Genomic DNA, 19,315 nt, shown 5'->3' with positions numbered 1-19,315 from the left:
GAATTCTTCAGCGTTTACTGCGGTTTTTTGCTCAATGTCTCTTTCAACTGGCCAATCAGTTCGCGACGGAAATCCCCGAGACGCGGTTTATCGTCATTCATCCATGGCAGGGGGCGGCATAATTCCATGGCTTTGATCCCCAGACGCGCGGTTAACAGACCCGCCCCGATCCCCTGTGCCGCGCGGGTGGACAGTCGTGCGGCAAGATCCTGAGACATCCAGTCCATCCCCACTTCACGGACCAGTTCACTGGCACCGGCAAAGGCCATATTCAGCAGAACCAGGCGGAAAAGGCGCAGACGGCTGTAATAGCCCAGTTCGATGCCATACAGCGTGGCAATGCGATTGATAAGCCGCAGATTTCGCCACGCGATAAAGGCCATATCCACCAGCGCCAGCGGGCTGACAGCAATCATCAGCGTCGACTCCGCCGCCGAGCGGCTAATCTCACGCCGCGCCTGGGAATCGAGCACGGGCTGAACGATACTCGCGTAGAGACTCACGATTTCACGGTCGTTTTGCGTTTCATGGATCGCCGCATACCAGCGCTGCAGAGCCGGATGGGACTGGTCAATCCCGGCCTGGCTCGCCAGTTTTTCACAGAATGCGCGCCCTTTTCCGGTGGCATGACTGTGTAACAGATCGCGCGCTTCGTCGCGCTCATGGGCGCGCTGGCGCAGTCGCCACAGACGACGCCATTCGGTCGCAATCGACCCAACGCCCGCCCCGACGATCAGCGCCCCTGCCGCGCAGCCGCCGAGGGCGACCCAGTCCTGAGTTTGCCAGGCATTCACCGTCCACTGAACGCCCTGTCCGACCACGCTCACGCCAAACAGCGTCAGCCCGGCCATCACCATTTTGCGCCACAGGCTGCGTTTGGGCCGCAGCGCCGCCTCGACCACCGCTTCTGCCGGCCCTTCGTCCGACAGCAGTTCGTCAGCGACGACAGGCGCGAATTTCTCGGCCTCCGGACCACTGAAAGCCTGGGCAGATTTAAAGGCTTCGTCGCGCGCCTGCTCAAGCGTGCCGGTAAAATCGATGCGTGGCTTTAAAGGTTCGGTCATCGCAGCTTATCTCCTATTAAAAACTCCAGCGCCGCGTCCAGGCGAATGTGCGGCAACGGCTGGTCGACATTCATTGCCTGAGGGCGAAACGCCTCAAACTGAAAACCCTGATTTTGCCAGAACGCCTGCCCCGGCAGACGAGCGGGCACTTCGCCAGGATAGACGGTCAGCGGCTCGCCGTCGCTCAGACGGTTGCCGCGCAGGGCCGGAATTTTCTCACCGTTGACATCAATCAGCCCGCTCTGCGTCGCCTGCACCGCGGCCAGCCCCAGACAGTCCGTGCTAATCCCTTCAAACGCCGCATTTTGCCAGGCGTCCTGCACCAGCTGTTGCAGCAGCGAGACCATGTTCGCATGCTGATCGACCGTCACATGATCGGCTTTGGTCGCCGCAAACAGCAGCTTATCGATCACCGGCGAAAACAGGCGGCGGAACAGGGTTCGCTGCCCGTAGTGGAAACTTTGCATCAGTTGGGTGAGCGCCAGGCGCATATCGTTGAAGGCCTGCGGCCCGCTGTTGAGCGGCTGCAGGCAGTCCACCAGCACAATCTGGCGGTCAAAGCGCAGGAAGTGATTTTTGTAGAACCCCTTCACCACTTTCTCGCAGTAGTAGTTAAAGCGATCGCGCAGCATCCCGACGTTACTGTGTTTATCCGCCATCGCCAGTTTGGATTCGCCCCAGCCATCGACGTCCGGCCACGGGAAGAATTGCAGCGCGGGCGCGCCCGCCATTTCGCCCGGCAGCACAAACCGGCCCGGCTGAATAAAGTGCAGCCCCTGCTGTTTGCATTGATGAAGATAATCAGTCCAGGCCTGGGCAATCGCCGCCAGACGGTTTTCGTCCGCCGGTGCCAGCGGGTCCAGCCCCGCGCAGAGTTCGCGCCATTTTGCCGACCACTCCGCGCGCTGCCCCTGCAGAAGCCCGGTCATTTGCCGCGACCAGCTCAGGTAGTCCTGGGCCAGCATCGGCAAATCGAGCAACCATTCGCCGGGATAATCGACAATTTCCAGATAGAGCGTGGACGTGTCTTTAAAATGGCGTAATACGGATTCGTTAGAACGAAAGCGCAGCGCGAGACGGATTTCGCTCACACCGCGCGTCGGCGTCGGCCAGGCGGGTGGCGTGCCGTACAGCTGTGCCAGCCCTTCGTCATAGGTAAAACGCGGGATGCCAAAGTCGCGCTGCGGTACACGCTTCACGCCAAGCAGGCGCTCTTCGCGCGCGGCACTCAGCAGCGGCAGGCGCGCTCCGGCGTGTAAATTGAGAAGCTGGTTGACCATCGCGGTGATAAATGCAGTTTTGCCGCTGCGGCTAAGTCCCGTCACCGCCAGACGCAAATGGCGGTCTACGCCACGGTTAACCAGTGAGTTGAATTCGTTTTTAAGTCGCTTCATCGCCATCCTGTTTTGCCCCGAAGACCGCTGATATCAGCTTCAGAATACAATAAATTGGGGCAGATCGTTGATTTTCAATTCATTGTCACTGTCATTCCCGTTTTTTCTCCCGTAATATAATCCCACTACCGCTATCATGGAGTTGTAAGGTGTATGTCACCCACCATTTATGATATTGCACGTGTTGCTGGCGTATCAAAATCAACCGTGTCCAGGGTTCTAAACAAGCAAACAAATATCTCCCCGGAAGCACTTGAAAAAGTGCAAAAAGCGATTGATGAATTAAATTATCAACCCAACAAGCTGGCCCGTGCCCTGACCTCTTCAGGTTTTGACGCGATCATGGTTATTTCCACGCGTTCAGCCAAGACCACAGCCGGTAATCCTTTTTTCTCTGACGTGTTACATACCATTACGGAAAAAGCCGAAGAGGAAGGTTTTGACGTTATTCTTCAAACGTCGAAAAGTAGCGAAGATGATTTGCAGAAATGCGAAAATAAAATTAAGCAAAAAATGGTTAAGGGAATTATTATGCTCAGTTCCCCGGCCAATGAATCTTTTTTCCCACGGCTTGATACCTATGGCATTCCCGTCGTAGTAATTGGTAAAGTCGAAGGCGATTTCCAGAATATCTATTCAGTCGATACGGATAATTTCCACGGCAGTATGACGTTAACCGATACGTTTATTCGCAATGGCCATCGCAAAATCGCCTGTCTGCATGCGCCCGTTGATTACCACGTCTCAATCGACCGTCTCGCGGGTTATAAAGCCAGCCTCGAAAAACACAACATTGTCTTTAATGCTGACTGGGTTGTCGACGGCGGATATACCCACGAAAGTGCGCTGGACGCGGCCTGTCAATTACTCTCCTCAGCACACCCACCGCGTGCCGTTTTCGCCACGGACAGTATGAAACTTCTCGCTCTGTATCGCGCAGCGGATGAATTAAACCTGATGATCCCGGAACAGCTGGCGATCGCCGGTTATACGGATCCGTTGCTGTCGTTGATATTGACCCCTGCGCCGGCTGGCTTCGAAATCCCTACCCGCCAGTTGGGCGAACAGAGTTGCGATGTCCTGTTCAAACGTATCGCCGGAAAAGAGGCACCACGCCAGGTCATTGTTGACACGGCACTCTCTGAAACGCCCTCGCTTCGCTGAATCCAGGGGCGTCAAAGCCCCTGGCAGTCACCCCGTCAGAATGCGTAGTTCACGCCGACGCCCGCATAGTGGAAGCGGTCGTTTTTGCCTTCGTCGTGATTTTCCCATTCGTACGCGTATTCCAGCGTCATGGATAATCCATTCATAAAATCGTACGCGTAGAGCATACCCAGGCGGTTAAAATCATGCCCTTCGCGGTCTGGATCGTCCTGCCAGTCCCAGTTCGACCAACGATCCAGACCAATGCGGGTATACGGCGTTAAGGTGGTATTACCCAGAGAGATCGGCAAATAGGCGCGAATTTCCTGCGTGGAAAACTCACCGTTATTTCGGCTGCCGTCCATATTAAAGCCGCGCTCTAAATAGTAATTGGCTTTCGCCGAAAAGGTTTCGTTAATGGTCCAGGTAAATCCGGTTTCGGTTTCTACGCGGCTGTCGGAATAACCGGTTTTTTCCAGATCGTTGGCAAACTGATACATCGCAAACCAGCCGCTAAAGCGCCAGTCATCGCTCAGTTTCAGATCCCAGTCGGGCTGAATTTTATAGCGCTGCATATTGGCGGTGCCGTCTTTCGCGCCGTGTTCATCTTTAAAATGGTAGCCATAATTGCGGAAGCCACCGGTCAAACCGAGGGTGAAATCGTCGCTGCCGATAATACGATAGCGCAGCTCAAATTCCGGGCGATCAAAATAGGTCCCGCGTGTCATGCTGCTGTAATCCACCGGACCTTCCTGATACATGGCCAGTGAAATAGTCCATGCGTCCCAGGTGGCATTTAACCAGACGGAAGGTTCATATAATCCATCTTTATCTTCGCCCTGCCCTTCGACGTTTTCAATCTCATACATAGCACCTATATTAAAGTGCCATTTTTCTTGATTGTCAGCCGCCTGGGCGCACGTTACCCCTGCGCATAATAAAAGCGCAGCACTTCTGTGTAGAGTACTCATTTGTATATTCCTTTATAAAATAACGACTAAAAAAGCCGGAAAGAAAATTCCCGGCAACGAAATCTTTTATCTCAGCGCTATTTCGCTATCAGCGTCGAAGAAGTGACATTTATCCATTTCAAACTGAATGGCCAGGTTATTCCCGGCACGGTAATCGTTGACCGCGCCGGCGCGCAGAACCAGCTCATGCCCCCCCACTGTGGCGTAGAGCATAAACTCTGCTCCGGTGAGTTCTGCCACGCTGACTTTGGCTGTGATATCCATGGGGATGCCTGATGACGTGAGAATGTCTTCGGGCCGGATGCCAAAGACCACTGCCTTGCGCTGATACCCCATCGCATTCAGCACAGCGAGTTTCGTTTCGGGGATCGCCAGACGCAGCGTTTCAGTGACGAAATAACGGCCATCAATTGCCCCGCGAATAAAATTCATGGCCGGTGATCCGATAAAACCAGCAACAAACATATTGGCCGGTTCGTTATAGACTTGCTTCGGTGCGCCCACCTGCTGAATATAACCGTCCTTGAGAATCACAATTCTCGTCGCCATGGTCATGGCTTCCGTTTGATCGTGAGTCACGTAAATCATGGTGGTGTTCAGTTTCTGGTGCAGCTTGCTGATCTCTGCACGCATCTGCACACGCAGCTTGGCATCGAGGTTGGACAGGGGTTCATCCATCAGGAAGACTCCCGCCTCGCGCACAATCGCCCTTCCGAGTGCCACACGCTGGCGCTGGCCACCGGACAACGCCCCCGGTTTTCGCTTCAGATAATCACGCAGCCCCAAAATTTGCGCCGCCCAGCTGACCCTTTCCTCAATGACCGCTGGCGCTATTTTTTGCATCTTCAGACCAAACGCCATGTTGTCGTAGACGGTCATATGCGGATACAGGGCGTAGTTCTGGAACACCATTGCGATATCGCGCGATTTGGCCGGAACATCGTTCATCCGCACCCCGTCGATAAACAGCTCACCCGCGCTAATCTCCTCCAGCCCGGCAATCATGCGCAAAGTTGTCGATTTGCCACAGCCCGACGGACCGACAAAGACGATAAACTCTTTATCTGCGATTTCGAGGCTGAAATCCTTCACCACATGAACCTGGTTGGCGTAGATTTTTTGAATATGTTTAAGCGATAGCTGAGCCATTATGCCCCCTTAAGTGATGCCCGTTATGGCCGCGCATGGCCTGCCAGAAATCGGATAAACGCGGCCAGGACAGTTCATCCGTGGAAGAAAGTGTTAAATCTGCGCCAGATAACTCGCCGCCGATCCCAACCGACAGCATGCCTGCGGCATTGATCGCCTCAATACCCGCCTGCGCATCTTCAATCCCAATCGCCTGCTCCGGTGTGATGCCTAATCCTGCGCAGGCCGCCAGGAAAATGTCAGGATGCGGTTTCGAGAGCTGAATGCGCGACGCGTCGGCGCAAAAATCGAAAGCGCTGGCGATCCCCAGAGCCTGGAGGATCGTGGGCGCGTTAAGGGAGACCGACGCCAGCCCGATGCGCACCTTGTTCGCGCGGATTTCCGCCAGTAGCTGCGCAATACCCGGCAGAAGTGAATCGTGGGTTAACCCCTTAAGTGATTCGACGTACAGCGCATTTTTGGCCTGCGCCAGTTGCTCGCACTCTTTCTGGCTGAACGCCTCTTCCATTCCACCGTGGCGCAAAATACGGGCGAGTGAGTCCATCCGACTAATACCCTTCAGCCCGGCATTGAACGCCTCATCAATCGGGATGCCTATCTCTGACGCCACGCTCTGCCAGGCCAGAAAGTGCAGATGCGCCGTGTCGGTAATCACCCCGTCTAGATCGAAAATCACCGCCTTAAACATTGTTGTCGCCCTCCGTGGTAGCGGTCCCAAATTCAGGTAAATCAACAGTGCGCGTTTCATGGGCTAAAAGGTGGTGTGTTTTCCCCCAAAGCGTCACTGCTATCGGCGCACTGGAACGCAGCGTCACTGATGCGCCCTCAACCAGAATATCAAGACGTGCACCGCGCCACTGAAGAGAGAATTGCAGTCGCTGCCAGTGTGTCGGCAGTTGCGGCGTCAGATGCAGTTCGCCATCAATAATCTGCATCCCTGCAAAGCCCTGAACGACGCCCGACCAGATTGCACCCGTTGCGGCGGCGTGGATCCCATCGTCGCAACTGTGAGGATCGTCACCCAGATCAATCGCCGCACCCGCTCGCCAGAACGCATAGGCGCGGGCATTATCACCGCAGCGAGCAGCCACAATGCCGTGAATCGACTGACTCAATGAGGAGTCGTGGATCGTGCGCGGCTCGTAGAAGGCCAGATTCGCCGCACATTGTTTGCGGTCGAACTTATCTGGCAACAGATAGTTGAGCATCACCACGTCCGCCTGCTTGAGGATCTGCATTTCATTGACCTCCGCGCGGGAGTAGTCCAGCAGAATGGTTTGCTTGCCGGCCTGCGCTTTATAACGGCGAAGATCTATCGCAGGTTTCGCCATAAAGGTGTCATCCTGCGGGATAACCCCCTGCTCATCAGCGGAAGGCAGCCACAGCCGTGCCAGGAATTTCTGCGCCGCTTCTGTAAACGCATCGTCCTGCCGATTAAAGTGTTCCATCAGCGTCAGGGCATCATGGACGTTTTGCCAGGCCATATAGTTGGTAAAGGCATTGTTGTTCACATGCTCGGTATACTCGTCCGGGCCGATAACGTCATGGATCTCAAGCCGGCCATTCACGTCTGTGGCCCGCGATATCCAGAACGACGCGGTTTCCATGAGCAGCGCCAGCCCCTCACTGCGCATGAAGTCGCTGTCGCGCGTCGCTTGCCAGTAGGTCACGACGGCCCAGGCGATATCGGCGACGATATGGTGCTCCGCCAGCGCCGACGCCACTTTTTGCCGCAGGCCGGTGCGAATATTGATGGCCGCGTATTCAGGCGTCTCCTCCTGTCCGCTGTCTGCGCTCTCCCACGGAAACAGCGCTCCCGCCCAGCCGTTGCGCTGTGCTTTCTCACGGGCTCCGGCAAGGTTCAGCCAGCGATAACGCAGCAAGCTGCGGGCCGTTTGCGGCCGCGTAAAGAGGTGGAACGGTAACAGGAAGATCTCAGTGTCCCAGAAAACGTGGCCTTTATAGCCTTCGCCGGTCAGCCCTTTCGCCGCGATACTGCATCGCTCATTGTGCGCAGGCGTCATGGCCGTCAAATGCCAGACCGCGTAGTCGAGGGCGAGCTGATCCTGAGGATCGTCGGACTGCACGCTAACGCGGCTGGTTTGCCAGTGCATGTCCCAGGCAAGTGCAGACTGTTCCAGCAATGCGTCGTAGCCCTGCTCCGCGCAGCGTTTTAGCTCGGCCAGGCCTTTTTGTGCAAAGGCAGACTGCTCAAGTGCTTTATCGTGGCGATGGGTTATCCAGACGATTTTCTCCAGCGTAACTTTCTGCCCCTCTTCTGCCTCCAGCGTATGGTGGCAGTTCAGACGCCGGTTTTTGGCGGTAAAACAGTTTTCACTCGGGGTATCCAGCTGACAGCTCGCGGAGATCACGACGTCAGTCGAGCGATCCTGAGTTTCATATACGCCTTGCATGAAATGCTGATCAAATACCTGAACAGAGGTTTCATCCAGATGCTGTCGACCGCTGTTGGTTTGCGTCGCGTCGATTCCCGTCGAGAAGCTGATGCGCGCAGCGCCGTCCAGGGGAGTGACGGAAAATTGCAGCGCCACCAATGGCAGCTGATCCAGTGAGACAAAGCGGCGGCTGTCGATGCGAAAGCGTTTTCCCCTGGTTGAACGCCAGACCAGGCTGCGGCGTAGCTCGCCGTTAGAGAACGCTAACTCACGCTCCCAGCAGAGAAGCTCACCTGCCAGTAGCGAAAAATGCTCGCCGTCCAGCTGCAGTTCAATTCCCAGCACATCCGGGAGGTTCACCAGTTCCTTCGTTTCGTTGCGCCCTGCGCGGTGGTAAACCCCCGCCAGATACATGCCGCGCGTTTGCTGCGTATAGTCCTCTTCATGACTGGCGCGAATGCCCATATAGCCATTGCCACAGGCCATGATCGACGCGTACTTGTTCAGACTGTGCGGGCTGAACGTGGGTTCTGAAAGACGAGAGAGGTTCAGCATAATTCTACGCTCTCCCGTGTTTCTGCCGATTCATAGAGCGCCGCCACGAGCTGCTGGATCACCAGCCCCTGCTCGGCATCGGCAATCATGACCGGCTCGCCCAGCACATGGCGCACAAATGCTTCCATGCTGCGTAAATGGCGTTGATCGTCCGCGTCGTCGCGGCTTAAAATCGTCTGTAACTCGCCCCCCACGTCATCATAAATATGCGCCGGGAATAATGTTGCGCCCGCTTTTTCACCGCAAAATGAGACGTTCATGATCGATCTCTCGCGGATGTTAAGGGCAAACGACGTATCGAGACGTAAGATCCCCCCGTTGCAAAACTCAATAGTGCCAAACAGCGCATCTTCAACGGTATAGCCTTTGGGGTCCCATTCACCAAACTGTCCACAATGCTTAGTGGTGCCCAGCTTTTGAAAACTGTGTGCTGTCACGCGTTTCACCGCCGGGAACCCCAACACGTACATCGCCACATCGAGCATATGGATGCCGATATCAATCAATGGCCCACCGCCTTGTAGCGACTTATTGGTAAAGGCACCCCAGCCGGGAACACCGCAACGACGTAACGCCTGCGCGCTGGTGACATAAATCTCGCCAAAGGTGCCGTTTTGGACCGCTTCACGCAGCAGTTGCGCATCCAGCGCGAAACGATGGTGAAAATCGTAGGCCAGCACTTTTCCAGCATGCCGGGCCGCCAGACGCATCTCGTCTGCCTGCGCAGGGGTCATAGCGGGTGGCTTTTCGCACATCACGTGGCAACCCGCCTCCAGCGCCGCCATCACATGTTCATAGTGAAAACGATTCGGCGAGCAAACGCTCACGATGTCAGGCTTTGCCTCCTGCAACATCAACCTCGCGTCCTGATACACACCTGCGATAGCGTGGCGCTCAGCAAATGCCTGCGCCTGATCCAGGCGGCTGTCCATGACAGCCACCATCTGCAGATCGCTGCGCGTGGCGTAATACGAGGCATGCACTTTGTCTGCAACCTGCCCGGCGCCAAGGATGGCGACGCGCAGAGGCAAAGGTGTAGAAGCACTCATCACGCTCGTCATCCTCAGCAGTCACGTAAATAGTTGAGCGAAGCCTGATAGGCTTTGGCCGGATCCTCCGCGCGCACGCGGCACTCATATACAACGTAGCCTTGATAATCATCGGCGCGGAGCTGGTCAAACAGCGCAGCAAAATCGAGCGTGCCGCTGCCAGGCTGATAACGGTGATTGTCGGCGATATGAACATGCCCGAGCCTGTCACGATTATCGTGGAGTGCGCCGGTCAGAGAATCCTCTTCGATATTCATATGGTAGAAATCGCCGATAATCTGCACGTGCTTGAGCGCATTTTCTTCGATATAGCGACGCGCATCCGCCAGCGTGTTGATCATGTGATCCTGATAGCGGTTCAGCGGCTCAAGGTAAACGAGGGTTCCGGTACGCGCCGCTACGTCATCTAACCAGCGCAGGGAGGCACTGACCGCTTTGCGATCGCCATCCAGACTGCGCGGCGAGGTCATCGGCGGCAGTCGGAAGGTAAACATCCCCCAGGCCGCAGGCACGATAATGCCCTTTCCACCCACGTCACTCAGCGCTTCAAGAATACGTTCGATTTGCTGCAAACCGTTCAGACGGCGCTCTTCGATAAAATCACCGATCCAGCCGTCGTAGCCGCCACAGGCGGTGGTCACTGGCAACCCGGTGGCTTTTATGGCGGCTTTCACCTCCGCCAGATTATCAACCAAAAGCTTGCCGTCGATTTCATAGCCATCAAAACCCATTGCCTTGATGTACTGGAATTTTTCAAGAATATCGGTCGGGAAAAAGGCCTGATTTTGTGTTGCAATTTTCATCTTTTGTTCTCGCTTGCTTAAAAAGTCACGCCCATTTTGATGCTCAGTTCCGGATGCTTATCGACATACGTCATATAGCTTTCCGCACTGGTTTCGAAGCTCACGATCGGATCGATCAGATCGTCGCAGTTGAGGTAGCCATTCATCAGCAGCTCCCAGCAGGTTTCTTCGATGCGTTTACGGCTCCAGCGCGGGTAGTCCGGGTTCGGCTCGCTGCAGGCGCGTGAAAAGACGATCTTCGCGTTATTGAAATGCGCTTCGCGGCCCAGGTTGAATCCTTCGGCAAAGGGTTTCGCGAATGCGACATAAGAGAGGGTTCCGCCGTAAGCCAATCCGCGCAGTGCGGATTGCAACGCATCGGCGAAGCCGCTGGTTTCGATAATGATGTCGGCACCCTGCTTTCCGGTGAGCTGTTTAATCTCCAGCCCAACGTCATTGCCGATCGGGTTGATGCAGAAATCCGCGCCGTGACGACGGGCGATGTCGCAGCGGTGTTCGATAGGGTCAACGCCAATGACTATGGACGCACCCGCTTTTTTTGCCAGCTGGATGGCGATCTGCCCGATGGCACCTAACCCTACCACCACCACAAAATCTCCGACGCGAACGTTAGCATCACGTACCCCGCTCATGGCGAACTGTGCCGGGTCATAGCAGACGGCGTTTTTCCAGGATGCGCCCTGCGGCATTTTACGTAGCTTGTAGTTGTTAACGGCATTGACGATTACCGTCTCCTGAAGCGGCCCGTAGCAGCAAACGGAATCCCCGATCTGGTAATCCGTGACCTCTGAGCCGCATTCAATGATGTCCCCGACGATCATATTGCCCAGCTGGAATTTGCCGAACTCGATACCACGCGCAGCGCCTTCAGCACGCGGTGTGAAGAGTTGCCACTCAGCATTGAACTCTTCGTCAATAAAGGGGCTTGCCGCCCGGAAATCGACCACTTCTGTTCCGTGCTTTGGCGCGCCGTAACGGGCACGGATCTTGACTTCATTTGCCGCCACAGGGCGATCTTCGTACTGGACCAGCGCGGCTACGCGCGGCGCTGTCGCAACTAATTTTTTCATGACTACTCCTTGTTAAAAACAGGCCGCCTCAGCCCTTTACGCCACCGGCGGTCAAACCACTTTTAATGAAACGTTCAGAAAGCGCATACATCACAACCACCGGCAATGCCGTCACCAGCGACGCGGCCATCATGCGGCCCCAGATATAGTCCGGCGTACTGAAGAGCGTGTTCAGGCCGACCGGCAATGTGAAGTTGCTGGCGCTTGAGAGGAAAATCGATGCAAACAGGTAGTCGTTCCAGGCCACCATGAAGCAATAGACAAACACCGAGACCAGGCCGGAGATGGCAAGCGGGACGGTGATACGGAAGATAATTTGCAGACGGTTTAGCCCATCCATCATCGCCGCTTCTTCAATTTCGTCCGGTATGGTGTCGAAATAGCTTCTGAGCATGAAAACAGCCGTCGGTAGCGTCTGAGTCACCATCGTGATGATCAGCGCCAGTTCGGTGTCGTAAATGCCGAGCGCGGTAATAATTTTGAACAGCGGCACCACCAGTAAAATCCCGGAGAACATATAGACGCTATAGAAGCTGGCATTGATAGTGGCCCGCCCTTTAAAGCGAAGCTTCGACAGCGCGTAGGCCCCGAGCGTCCCGAGGAATACCGCAATAACCGACGAACTCAGGGAGACCAGCAAACTGTTCCTGAAATAGTTCACAAACGGGAAAATCAGCGGGTTAAAGATGTCGATGTAGTGCTGCAACGTCCATGCCTGCGGCAGGATCGTCGGATGCAGTGAAATCGCCTCTTTGGCACTTTTGAACGAGGTCATGAGCATCACGAAGAACGGAAACAGCGTGATGAGCAGAAACAGCGCCAGTCCGACGTAAAATCCGACGCGACTGAGGGTGCGTTTACTTGTTGCCATTGAGGTTTACCCTTTTTCTGGTCAGCAGGATGACGGCGAAAATAATCACAAACAGCACCACTGAGATGGCGGCCGCTTTTCCCAGATCGTTAAAAGCAAACGCCGTTTTGTAGAGATAGACGCCGAGAATATCGACCTTAGTGGTGAGCAGATAAACGTCCGCGAACATGTAGAACATCCAGATGGTCCGCAGCGTCAGTACGGTTGCCAGCACCGGCATGATCGCGGGAAGCGTCACGATCCGAAAACGCTGCCAGCCGTTCGCACCATCCATCTCTGCCGCCTCGTACAGCGATTTATCGATGGTCTGTAAAATCGCTAAAAACGAGATAAATGCGTACGGGAAATAACGCCAGATGGCGAACAGCACCACCAGCACAAAGCTGCTGCCGGGGTTGTCAAACCACAGCGGTGCCTGGTCGTAAAGGTGCAGCACATCAACGCCCAGATAGTTCACGATGCCATAGCCGTTGTTGAACATGTATTTCCATGCAAACACCAGCGAGATGGACGGTGTGACGTACGAGAGGATCACCAGTGAACGCGCCGTTTTACGCAGGCGAAACTCGCGATTGAAGAAAATCGCCACGGCCAGACCCAGGCCAGTGCTGCCAAGCACCACCAGCGCCGTATACCAGAAGGTCATCCACAATGAGTGCCAGAACGCGGAATCCCCCAGAATCCGGATATAATTATCCAGACCGACAAAGGTGGCGCTGATACGCGGATTCAGCGGCAGGCGTAAAAAACTGATTTCGACATTTGAAATCATCGGCCAGGCTACCAGGCCCCCCAGCAATATCAGGCTGGGGGCCAACAGCAGCATGGCGAAAGGCAGATCGGAACGGCCAGTAAACAACCTCTTCATAATTCCCTTCGCGGTGCGCCCCTATCGTTGTGAAATCAGATCGGCCAGACGCTTCTGGCTATCGTTTAACGTGGTGGAGAGATCTTTCTTCCCGACCGTCACGTCATGCACCATCGAACTGATCACACCCGAACCGGTGACGTCGCCCATACGCGTAAAGTTTTTGTCGCCGACAGCACCAAAGACCTGAACGTTGGGAAACTGGGCTATCAACTCATACGGAAGCTGACCAAACGCCTGTATGACGTTGTTGTTTTTCCACGACGCGGTATCCACCACCCGTTTGTTGACCGGCAGCGCCGCACCCGGCGACATCATCACCCAGTCGGCTGCGTTTTGAGCCTGCTCCATCCAGGTGACAAAGGTTTCTGCCGCTTTGGTTTCTTCCTCGGTTTGCCCGTTGGTGATGGTTAGTGATGTCACCATGCCGTAAACCGCCGAGGATTTTTCCGTCGGCACAACAAACCCGAGATCGGCCGGATTGCCATCTTTAAATACCGCAGGAAGGATATAGGTGGAGTAGATCGCCATTGGCGCGGAGCCGTTCATAAAGGCGTCTTTAATTTCCATCACATCGTTGGAGCCCGGCATGGTGGTAGCCGCCAGATCGCGATAGAACGCCAGCGCTTTCGCCATCTCTGGCGTATTGATGACCACATCCCCTTTCGCATCGAAGACGTTCGCACCACCCGACAGCGCAAACTGAGAGAATGCCTGTTCGGTCATGACACTTTCCGCCGTCGGTAAGGCGATACCGTACTGTTTTTTCTCGGGGTGATTCAGGGAATGACTGGCTTTCAGCAGTTGCTCCCAGGTTGCAGGCTCCTGAATCCCCGCAGCGGCCAGCACCGATTTGTGGTACCAGACGCCGGAAAGCCACGCGCTAACCGGAACACCTGTCCACGCCTTACCGTCTTCCGTGCGCACCACGCGCAGAATGCCGTCGTAGAACGTGTTTTCACCGACAGCGCCAATCGCGGCGCTGATGGCATCGCGGTCGAGCAGCTGTTCTTTGTCCATCACTTTGGCGTAGTCGTGACTGACTTCAATCACCTCAGGCAAAGCGCCTGTACGGGCCAACGTAATCACCTTGGTGTTATAGGCATCCTCTTCCACCGGAACCTGTTTTACCTTGATGGACGGGTTGTCTTTCTCGAAGCGTTCAATAAGTTGAGTGATTACCGCCTGGCGCTCCTGCTCCACCGACGAGTGCATGAATTCAATGGCGACTACTTTATTGTTGTCATCCCGACAGCCTGACAACAGGGCGCACGAAACCAGTGCTGATAACAGCACAATTTTAGGCATCTTCATTTTTATCGTCCTTTTAGATTTCTTTAATCCACATAACCTGCCACGGATTAAGGGTTACAGAATCTCCGTTAACAGGCGTTCCCGTAAGTAATTCCACCCCAGAGTGAATTCCCGAGGAAATAATTTGCGCATGTTCATTAAAGTTAAACAACGCCGCGATCCGCTCACCATTATCTGCGACACGAATGATTCTAAGAACATGCTGATTCGGTGCGTCATAAAATGCTGTGCTGTCAGGATGAAACGCTTTTTGCTGGCGGCGCAGTGAAAGCATATTTTTTAATTCTGTATAAATTTTGTATCTGAGACTACTATGACATTCCAGCTCGTTATCAATTTCACCCTCGTGATATTTCCGCCGATTTATCGCCCGGTTATACCCCAGCCGCTCAACGTTATCATGATCGTTACGAGAGCCAATAATGCTTTGAATATAAATTGCGGGCACGCCTGGAAAACTTAATAACACGGCATGAGCCAGAAGGCATCGGGCAATACGTTCGTCATCTGTACTGTCTTGCCGACTTAATGCATCCAGATAAGTCACATTAATTTCATAGGGGCTGCGGCTGCCGTCCGGATTATTTTTCCAGTTTACCAGCGCGCCTTCATGCTGGAGTTTTTCGACCAGTGCCAGAATATCGCTCTCAGGAATAATCCCACGCACCGGGTTCAAGCCAATACCGTCGTGGGAGGCGAGGAAGTTAAACCAGGTGGTCTTCGATGAAGGCAGCGTCAGCTGCTGCGCCCACTGGCAAAGGGCCTCAATGTTTTGGCTATGCACGCTGTGAAGCACCAGCGGCGGCAGTGAAAACTGATAGACCATCTGCGCTTCGTTGGTACCGTCGCCGAAGTACGAAATGTTGTCTTTATGGGGGACATTGGTTTCAGTGATGATGACCGTACCGGGCGCAACCTCTTCGGTGATCGCGCGGAACAGCTGAATCAGACGGTGAGTTTGCTCCAGATGGATGCAGGTCGTTCCTGGAATTTTCCACATAAACCCGACCGCATCCAGACGGATGTAATCGGCACCTTCAGCCAGATATTTCAGAAGCACATCGACCATGGCGATAAGGACCTGCGGGCTGGCAAAGTTGAGGTCAACCTGGTCTTCGCTGAAGGTGGTCCACAGGTGGCGCACCGTGCCCTCAGCCATTGAGAACGGTGTTAACAGCGGCAGTGCGCGCGGACGGGTTACGGCTGATAAATCCGTTGCCGGGTCTACGGCGATAAAAAATTCTTCAAAGCCAGGAACCTGGTTTAAATAATTGTTGAACCACTCACTTTTGGCTGACATATGGTTGCAGACAAAATCAAACATCAGATTCGTTGATTTTTTTAACTCTGCCACATCACCCCACTCACCTGTTTCTGGCGCAACGCGGTGATAATCGACGACCGAGAATCCGTCGTCCGAAGACCACGGATAAAAAGGCAAAAGATGGACGTGAGAAAATGAATCAGAAAGCCAGCGATTATAAAATCGCGTAAAAACAGGCAGCGCTTTTTCGTTGCGATTTTGAAACTGATCGGCATAGGTAATTAATACCACATCCTTTTCATCCCAGTTCGCCTTACGCTGATGACTAATAACCTTACGTGCGTTTCCTATCTTTTCCTGAAAAATACTAAAATCCTTATAAGAAAAAGAATCGCCATAAATAAGATTAATTAAATGCGTTATTTTATTGTTCATGTTGTTTTCCATGGTAGCGGTCCCACGGAAAGCAATCTACTCCCCATAAAAATTTCTGTCAACGAACCTCAGGGATCAAAAGTGCAAATAAAAAGCGGCTCTGCTCATTAATGTGAGCTAACGCAAAGAAAGGATGAAACAATGATAATGGTATTCAAAACGGGGCTGATGCCCTCTCTCGCGATGAGAGAAGGCATTAAATGAGGGAAGTGTCAGGAAAAATAACGGCGGGAAAAACGGCCTGCGACCTTCTTGAGCAGCGGCTCCAGTGCCACGGCCAGTAACATTCTGATCGGTTTCCGGGCAACAGATTTCACCGCCCAACCCGCCACACCTGCCGGGCCATAACGTAGCGCGGTCAATAAAACGAATTTGCCTGCAATTTTAAGGCCCGGTTTCATTTTCTGACCGGCCTGCTGCCAGTTGCGATTCATATTTTTATCTCTCTGTTAAAGCTGACGAAAACGACTTCTCAGCGTGAACGTGTCGGACGTGACATAACGTTCCATTTCGCGCAGACGCTTCTCGCCTGAGGCCAGTTCGGCATCCACCGAGTCGAGCAAATCGCTGCTGGTCGGCGCATCTTCCGATGACATGGCGCTGTCCGGCATCGGATCGAGCACGAAGGACAAAATGATGTAAGCCACCAGGGTAAAGAATGCCAGACCAAAGAAGATCGACAGCACGGTGACCACACGCACCAGTTTCACTGGCACATCCAGATAGCGCGCCAGCCCGGCGCACACGCCGCGCACCATCCCCTGCTGGGGGATGCGCCACAGTTTTTTATTTAAATTCAGTCCGCCCATTAATTCTCCCTCCAGTTTGGATGTTCAGCGTCCAGAATGGATTCGAGCGCCTGGATGCGTTCACGCATTTTTTTCGCGTCATCGGTGAGCTGCAACAGCCGTTGCTGCTCGCTTTGCGAGAGCTCGCCCCGGGAAGAGCGGTTGCTGTAGTGCAGCCATAACCAGATCGGCAGAACGAAAAGCACGAAAATGGTCAGGGGAATAGCCAGAAACAGCGCACTCATAGGGTCTCCTTGTCTTACGATGCGTTGCGGCACGTTGAAGTGCCGCATTCATTATTATTGGTTGTCTTGCTTCATTTTGGCTTTCAGCACCGCAAGTTGCTCGCTGATTTCGTCATCCGCTTTCAAATCGGCAAACTGCTGATCCAGCGTTTTCTGTTTGCCAAAGCTGTGGCTCTCGGCCTCGGCTTCCATATGGTCGATGCGGCGTTCAAAAGATTCGAAACGCGCCATCGCCTCATCCAGTTTACCGCTATCCAGTTGACGGCGAACGTCGCGGGATGAGCTGGCCGCCTGGTGGCGCAGCGTCAGAGCTTGCTGGCGAGCACGCGTTTCGCTGAGTTTGTTTTCCAGCTCGGCGATCTCTTTTTTCATGCGGGTGAGCGTTTCATCCACCAGCGTGATTTCATGCTCCAGCGTCGCAACGATGTCGGTCAGCTTTTGTTTTTCGATCAGCGCCGAACGGGCCAGATCGTCTTTATCTTTACGCAGCGCCAATTCCGCTTTTTCCTGCCACTCGCTCTGTTGAGCGGTAGCCTGCTCGATACGACGTGACAGCTGTTTCTTTTCAGCCAGCGCACGCGCAGAGGTGGAACGGACTTCAACCAGCGTGTCTTCCATTTCCTGAATCATCAGACGCACCAGCTTTTGCGGGTCTTCCGCTTTCTCCAGCAGCGAGTTGATGTTGGCGTTCACGATGTCGGCAAAACGAGAAAAAATACCCATAATTCAATCCTCACATTTCTGTTATCGGGCGATGCCCTGCTGATGAGCTAATACAATTCCCGTGCCAAGTTTTTATCTTATTGATTTATATGATTGTGGTTGATTTTACACCACGGACATCCTACTCTCACCTGGTGAATATCGCTAACGAGTGGTTAATTTCATCATGGCTGATTACAAAGACAATTTACTGGGCGAAGCGAACAGTTTTCTTGAGGTGCTGGAGCAGGTTTCGCGCCTGGCCCCGCTCAATAAGCCGGTACTGATAATCGGTGAGCGCGGCACCGGAAAGGAGCTTATCGCCAACCGTCTGCATTATCTGTCCGGGCGATGGGACGGGCCGTTTATCTCCTTAAACTGCGCGGCGCTGAACGAGAATTTGCTTGATACGGAGCTGTTCGGCCATGAGGCGGGGGCCTTTACCGGCGCGCAAAAACGCCACCCCGGACGTTTTGAGCGTGCAGACGGCGGGACGTTGTTTCTTGATGAACTGGCCACCGCCCCGATGCTGGTGCAGGAAAAACTGCTGCGCGTGATTGAGTACGGCGAGCTGGAGCGCGTGGGCGGCAGTCAGCCGTTGCAGGTGAATGTGCGCCTGGTGTGCGCCACCAATGCCAATTTGCCGGAAATGGTGGCGGAGGAAAAATTCCGCGCGGATCTTCTCGATCGTCTGGCCTTTGACGTGGTGCAGCTCCCGCCCCTGCGCGAGCGCCGCAGCGATATCATGCTGCTGGCCGAGCAGTTCGCCATTCAGATGTGCCGCGAGCTGGGAATGCCGCTGTTCCCCGGCTTTAGCGATTATGCGCGGGAAACGCTGCTGGACTACCGCTGGCCGGGCAATATTCGTGAGCTGAAAAACGTGGTGGAGCGCTCCGTGTATCGCCACGCCAGCAGTGAGACTGAGCTGGATAACATTATTATCGATCCCTTTTACCGCGCCGCGCCGACGAAACCAGAACCGACGCCGCATGCCGATACCCCTTCTCTGCCGCTCGATTTGCGCCAGTTTCAGCACAAACAGGAACACCAGTTGCTCGAACTGAGCCTGAAAGAGGCAAAATATAACCAGAAGCAGGCAGCCGAACTGCTGGGTCTGACCTACCATCAATTAAGGGCATTGCTCAAAAAGCATCAAATGCGCTGACATTATCGGCACTTACCTGCAGACATTTTTACGAATCAGGGGTAAGTGCGATACACTTTGCAGATCGAA

19 protein-coding genes are annotated in these 19,315 nt (G+C 54.2%); 2 read left to right on the top strand and 17 right to left on the bottom strand.

All coding sequences use genetic code 11. From position 1 onward, the window contains the following. Positions 1 to 14: 14 nt before the first annotated feature. Together OVA10_RS12885 and OVA10_RS12880 are read right to left on the bottom strand one after the other, a co-directional pair. Positions 15 to 1,064 carry a YcjF family protein gene (locus OVA10_RS12885; RefSeq protein ID WP_268196089.1) on the bottom strand — a complete coding sequence of 350 codons (1,050 nt, stop codon included), beginning with the start codon at positions 1,062 to 1,064 and terminating at the stop codon, positions 15 to 17. Next, positions 1,061 to 2,458 (bottom strand): YcjX family protein, encoded by a 1,398-nt coding sequence (locus OVA10_RS12880; RefSeq protein WP_268196088.1) that lies wholly within the window; start codon positions 2,456 to 2,458, stop codon positions 1,061 to 1,063. Before OVA10_RS12880 ends, OVA10_RS12885 begins: the two co-directional genes overlap by 4 nt. Before the next feature lie 153 nt (positions 2,459 to 2,611). Here OVA10_RS12880 and OVA10_RS12875 point away from each other — a divergent pair, with 153 nt between their 5' ends. Further along, positions 2,612 to 3,622 (top strand): LacI family DNA-binding transcriptional regulator, encoded by a 1,011-nt coding sequence (locus tag OVA10_RS12875; protein ID WP_248858561.1) that lies wholly within the window; start codon positions 2,612 to 2,614, stop codon positions 3,620 to 3,622. 35 nt (positions 3,623 to 3,657) lie between these two features. Here OVA10_RS12875 and OVA10_RS12870 read toward each other — a convergent pair whose 3' ends face one another. The 15 genes from OVA10_RS12870 to pspA form a co-directional block, all read right to left on the bottom strand. Further along, positions 3,658 to 4,572 carry an OmpG family monomeric porin gene (locus OVA10_RS12870; RefSeq protein WP_268196087.1) on the bottom strand — a complete coding sequence of 305 codons (915 nt, stop codon included), beginning with the start codon at positions 4,570 to 4,572 and terminating at the stop codon, positions 3,658 to 3,660. Between the two features lie 66 nt (positions 4,573 to 4,638). Next, positions 4,639 to 5,721, bottom strand: coding sequence for an ABC transporter ATP-binding protein (locus tag OVA10_RS12865; RefSeq protein ID WP_268196086.1), 1,083 nt, complete (start codon positions 5,719 to 5,721; stop codon positions 4,639 to 4,641). Next, positions 5,702 to 6,409 (bottom strand): beta-phosphoglucomutase, encoded by a 708-nt coding sequence (pgmB, locus tag OVA10_RS12860; protein WP_268196085.1) that lies wholly within the window; start codon positions 6,407 to 6,409, stop codon positions 5,702 to 5,704. Before pgmB ends, OVA10_RS12865 begins: the two co-directional genes overlap by 20 nt. Next, the gene (locus tag OVA10_RS12855) at positions 6,402 to 8,672 is read right to left on the bottom strand and encodes a glycoside hydrolase family 65 protein (RefSeq protein ID WP_268196084.1); all 2,271 of its coding nucleotides are present in this window, start codon (positions 8,670 to 8,672) and stop codon (positions 6,402 to 6,404) included. The genes pgmB and OVA10_RS12855 overlap by 8 nt, the downstream gene beginning before the upstream one ends. Further along, complete coding sequence (locus OVA10_RS12850) at positions 8,666 to 9,724, bottom strand: Gfo/Idh/MocA family protein (RefSeq protein ID WP_268196083.1); 1,059 nt, start codon at positions 9,722 to 9,724, stop codon at positions 8,666 to 8,668. Before OVA10_RS12850 ends, OVA10_RS12855 begins: the two co-directional genes overlap by 7 nt. Positions 9,725 to 9,735: 11 nt before the next feature. After that, a complete protein-coding gene (locus OVA10_RS12845) occupies positions 9,736 to 10,524 on the bottom strand; it encodes a sugar phosphate isomerase/epimerase family protein (RefSeq protein WP_268196082.1) in 789 nt (262 codons plus the stop codon). A gap of 17 nt (positions 10,525 to 10,541) precedes the next feature. After that, positions 10,542 to 11,594, bottom strand: coding sequence for a zinc-dependent alcohol dehydrogenase (locus tag OVA10_RS12840; RefSeq protein ID WP_268196081.1), 1,053 nt, complete (start codon positions 11,592 to 11,594; stop codon positions 10,542 to 10,544). 28 nt (positions 11,595 to 11,622) lie between these two features. After that, the gene (locus OVA10_RS12835; protein ID WP_107703464.1) at positions 11,623 to 12,465 is read right to left on the bottom strand and encodes a carbohydrate ABC transporter permease; all 843 of its coding nucleotides are present in this window, start codon (positions 12,463 to 12,465) and stop codon (positions 11,623 to 11,625) included. Beyond that, entirely contained in the window at positions 12,452 to 13,333 is an 882-nt protein-coding gene (locus OVA10_RS12830; protein WP_123427745.1) for a carbohydrate ABC transporter permease, read from the bottom strand. Before OVA10_RS12830 ends, OVA10_RS12835 begins: the two co-directional genes overlap by 14 nt. Positions 13,334 to 13,354: 21 nt before the next feature. After that, positions 13,355 to 14,647 (bottom strand): ABC transporter substrate-binding protein, encoded by a 1,293-nt coding sequence (locus tag OVA10_RS12825; RefSeq protein ID WP_268196080.1) that lies wholly within the window; start codon positions 14,645 to 14,647, stop codon positions 13,355 to 13,357. A 13-nt stretch (positions 14,648 to 14,660) separates the two neighbouring features. Beyond that, entirely contained in the window at positions 14,661 to 16,358 is a 1,698-nt protein-coding gene (locus OVA10_RS12820; protein WP_326493395.1) for a sugar phosphorylase, read from the bottom strand. 200 nt (positions 16,359 to 16,558) lie between these two features. Next, positions 16,559 to 16,780, bottom strand: a complete 222-nt coding sequence (gene pspD / locus OVA10_RS12815; RefSeq protein ID WP_100779994.1) for a phage shock protein PspD — start codon at positions 16,778 to 16,780, stop codon at positions 16,559 to 16,561. A gap of 15 nt (positions 16,781 to 16,795) precedes the next feature. Beyond that, the gene (pspC, locus tag OVA10_RS12810) at positions 16,796 to 17,155 is read right to left on the bottom strand and encodes an envelope stress response membrane protein PspC (protein ID WP_100779993.1); all 360 of its coding nucleotides are present in this window, start codon (positions 17,153 to 17,155) and stop codon (positions 16,796 to 16,798) included. After that, positions 17,155 to 17,379, bottom strand: a complete 225-nt coding sequence (gene pspB / locus OVA10_RS12805; protein ID WP_100779992.1) for an envelope stress response membrane protein PspB — start codon at positions 17,377 to 17,379, stop codon at positions 17,155 to 17,157. Before pspB ends, pspC begins: the two co-directional genes overlap by 1 nt. 54 nt (positions 17,380 to 17,433) lie before the next feature. Further along, complete coding sequence (gene pspA, locus OVA10_RS12800; protein ID WP_107703462.1) at positions 17,434 to 18,102, bottom strand: phage shock protein PspA; 669 nt, start codon at positions 18,100 to 18,102, stop codon at positions 17,434 to 17,436. A gap of 151 nt (positions 18,103 to 18,253) precedes the next feature. Between pspA and pspF the strand changes: the two genes are divergently transcribed. Then, positions 18,254 to 19,246 carry a phage shock protein operon transcriptional activator gene (pspF, locus tag OVA10_RS12795; RefSeq protein WP_164971786.1) on the top strand — a complete coding sequence of 331 codons (993 nt, stop codon included), beginning with the start codon at positions 18,254 to 18,256 and terminating at the stop codon, positions 19,244 to 19,246. The last annotated feature ends 69 nt before the right edge of the window (positions 19,247 to 19,315 follow it).

Origin of the sequence: Lelliottia sp. SL45 (assembly GCF_026672535.1) — a bacterium.
GTDB classification, from domain to species: domain Bacteria; phylum Pseudomonadota; class Gammaproteobacteria; order Enterobacterales; family Enterobacteriaceae; genus Enterobacter; species Enterobacter nimipressuralis.
The sequence above is the reverse complement of the archived record's forward strand: the minus strand, read 5'-3'. Positions and strand labels throughout refer to the sequence as shown.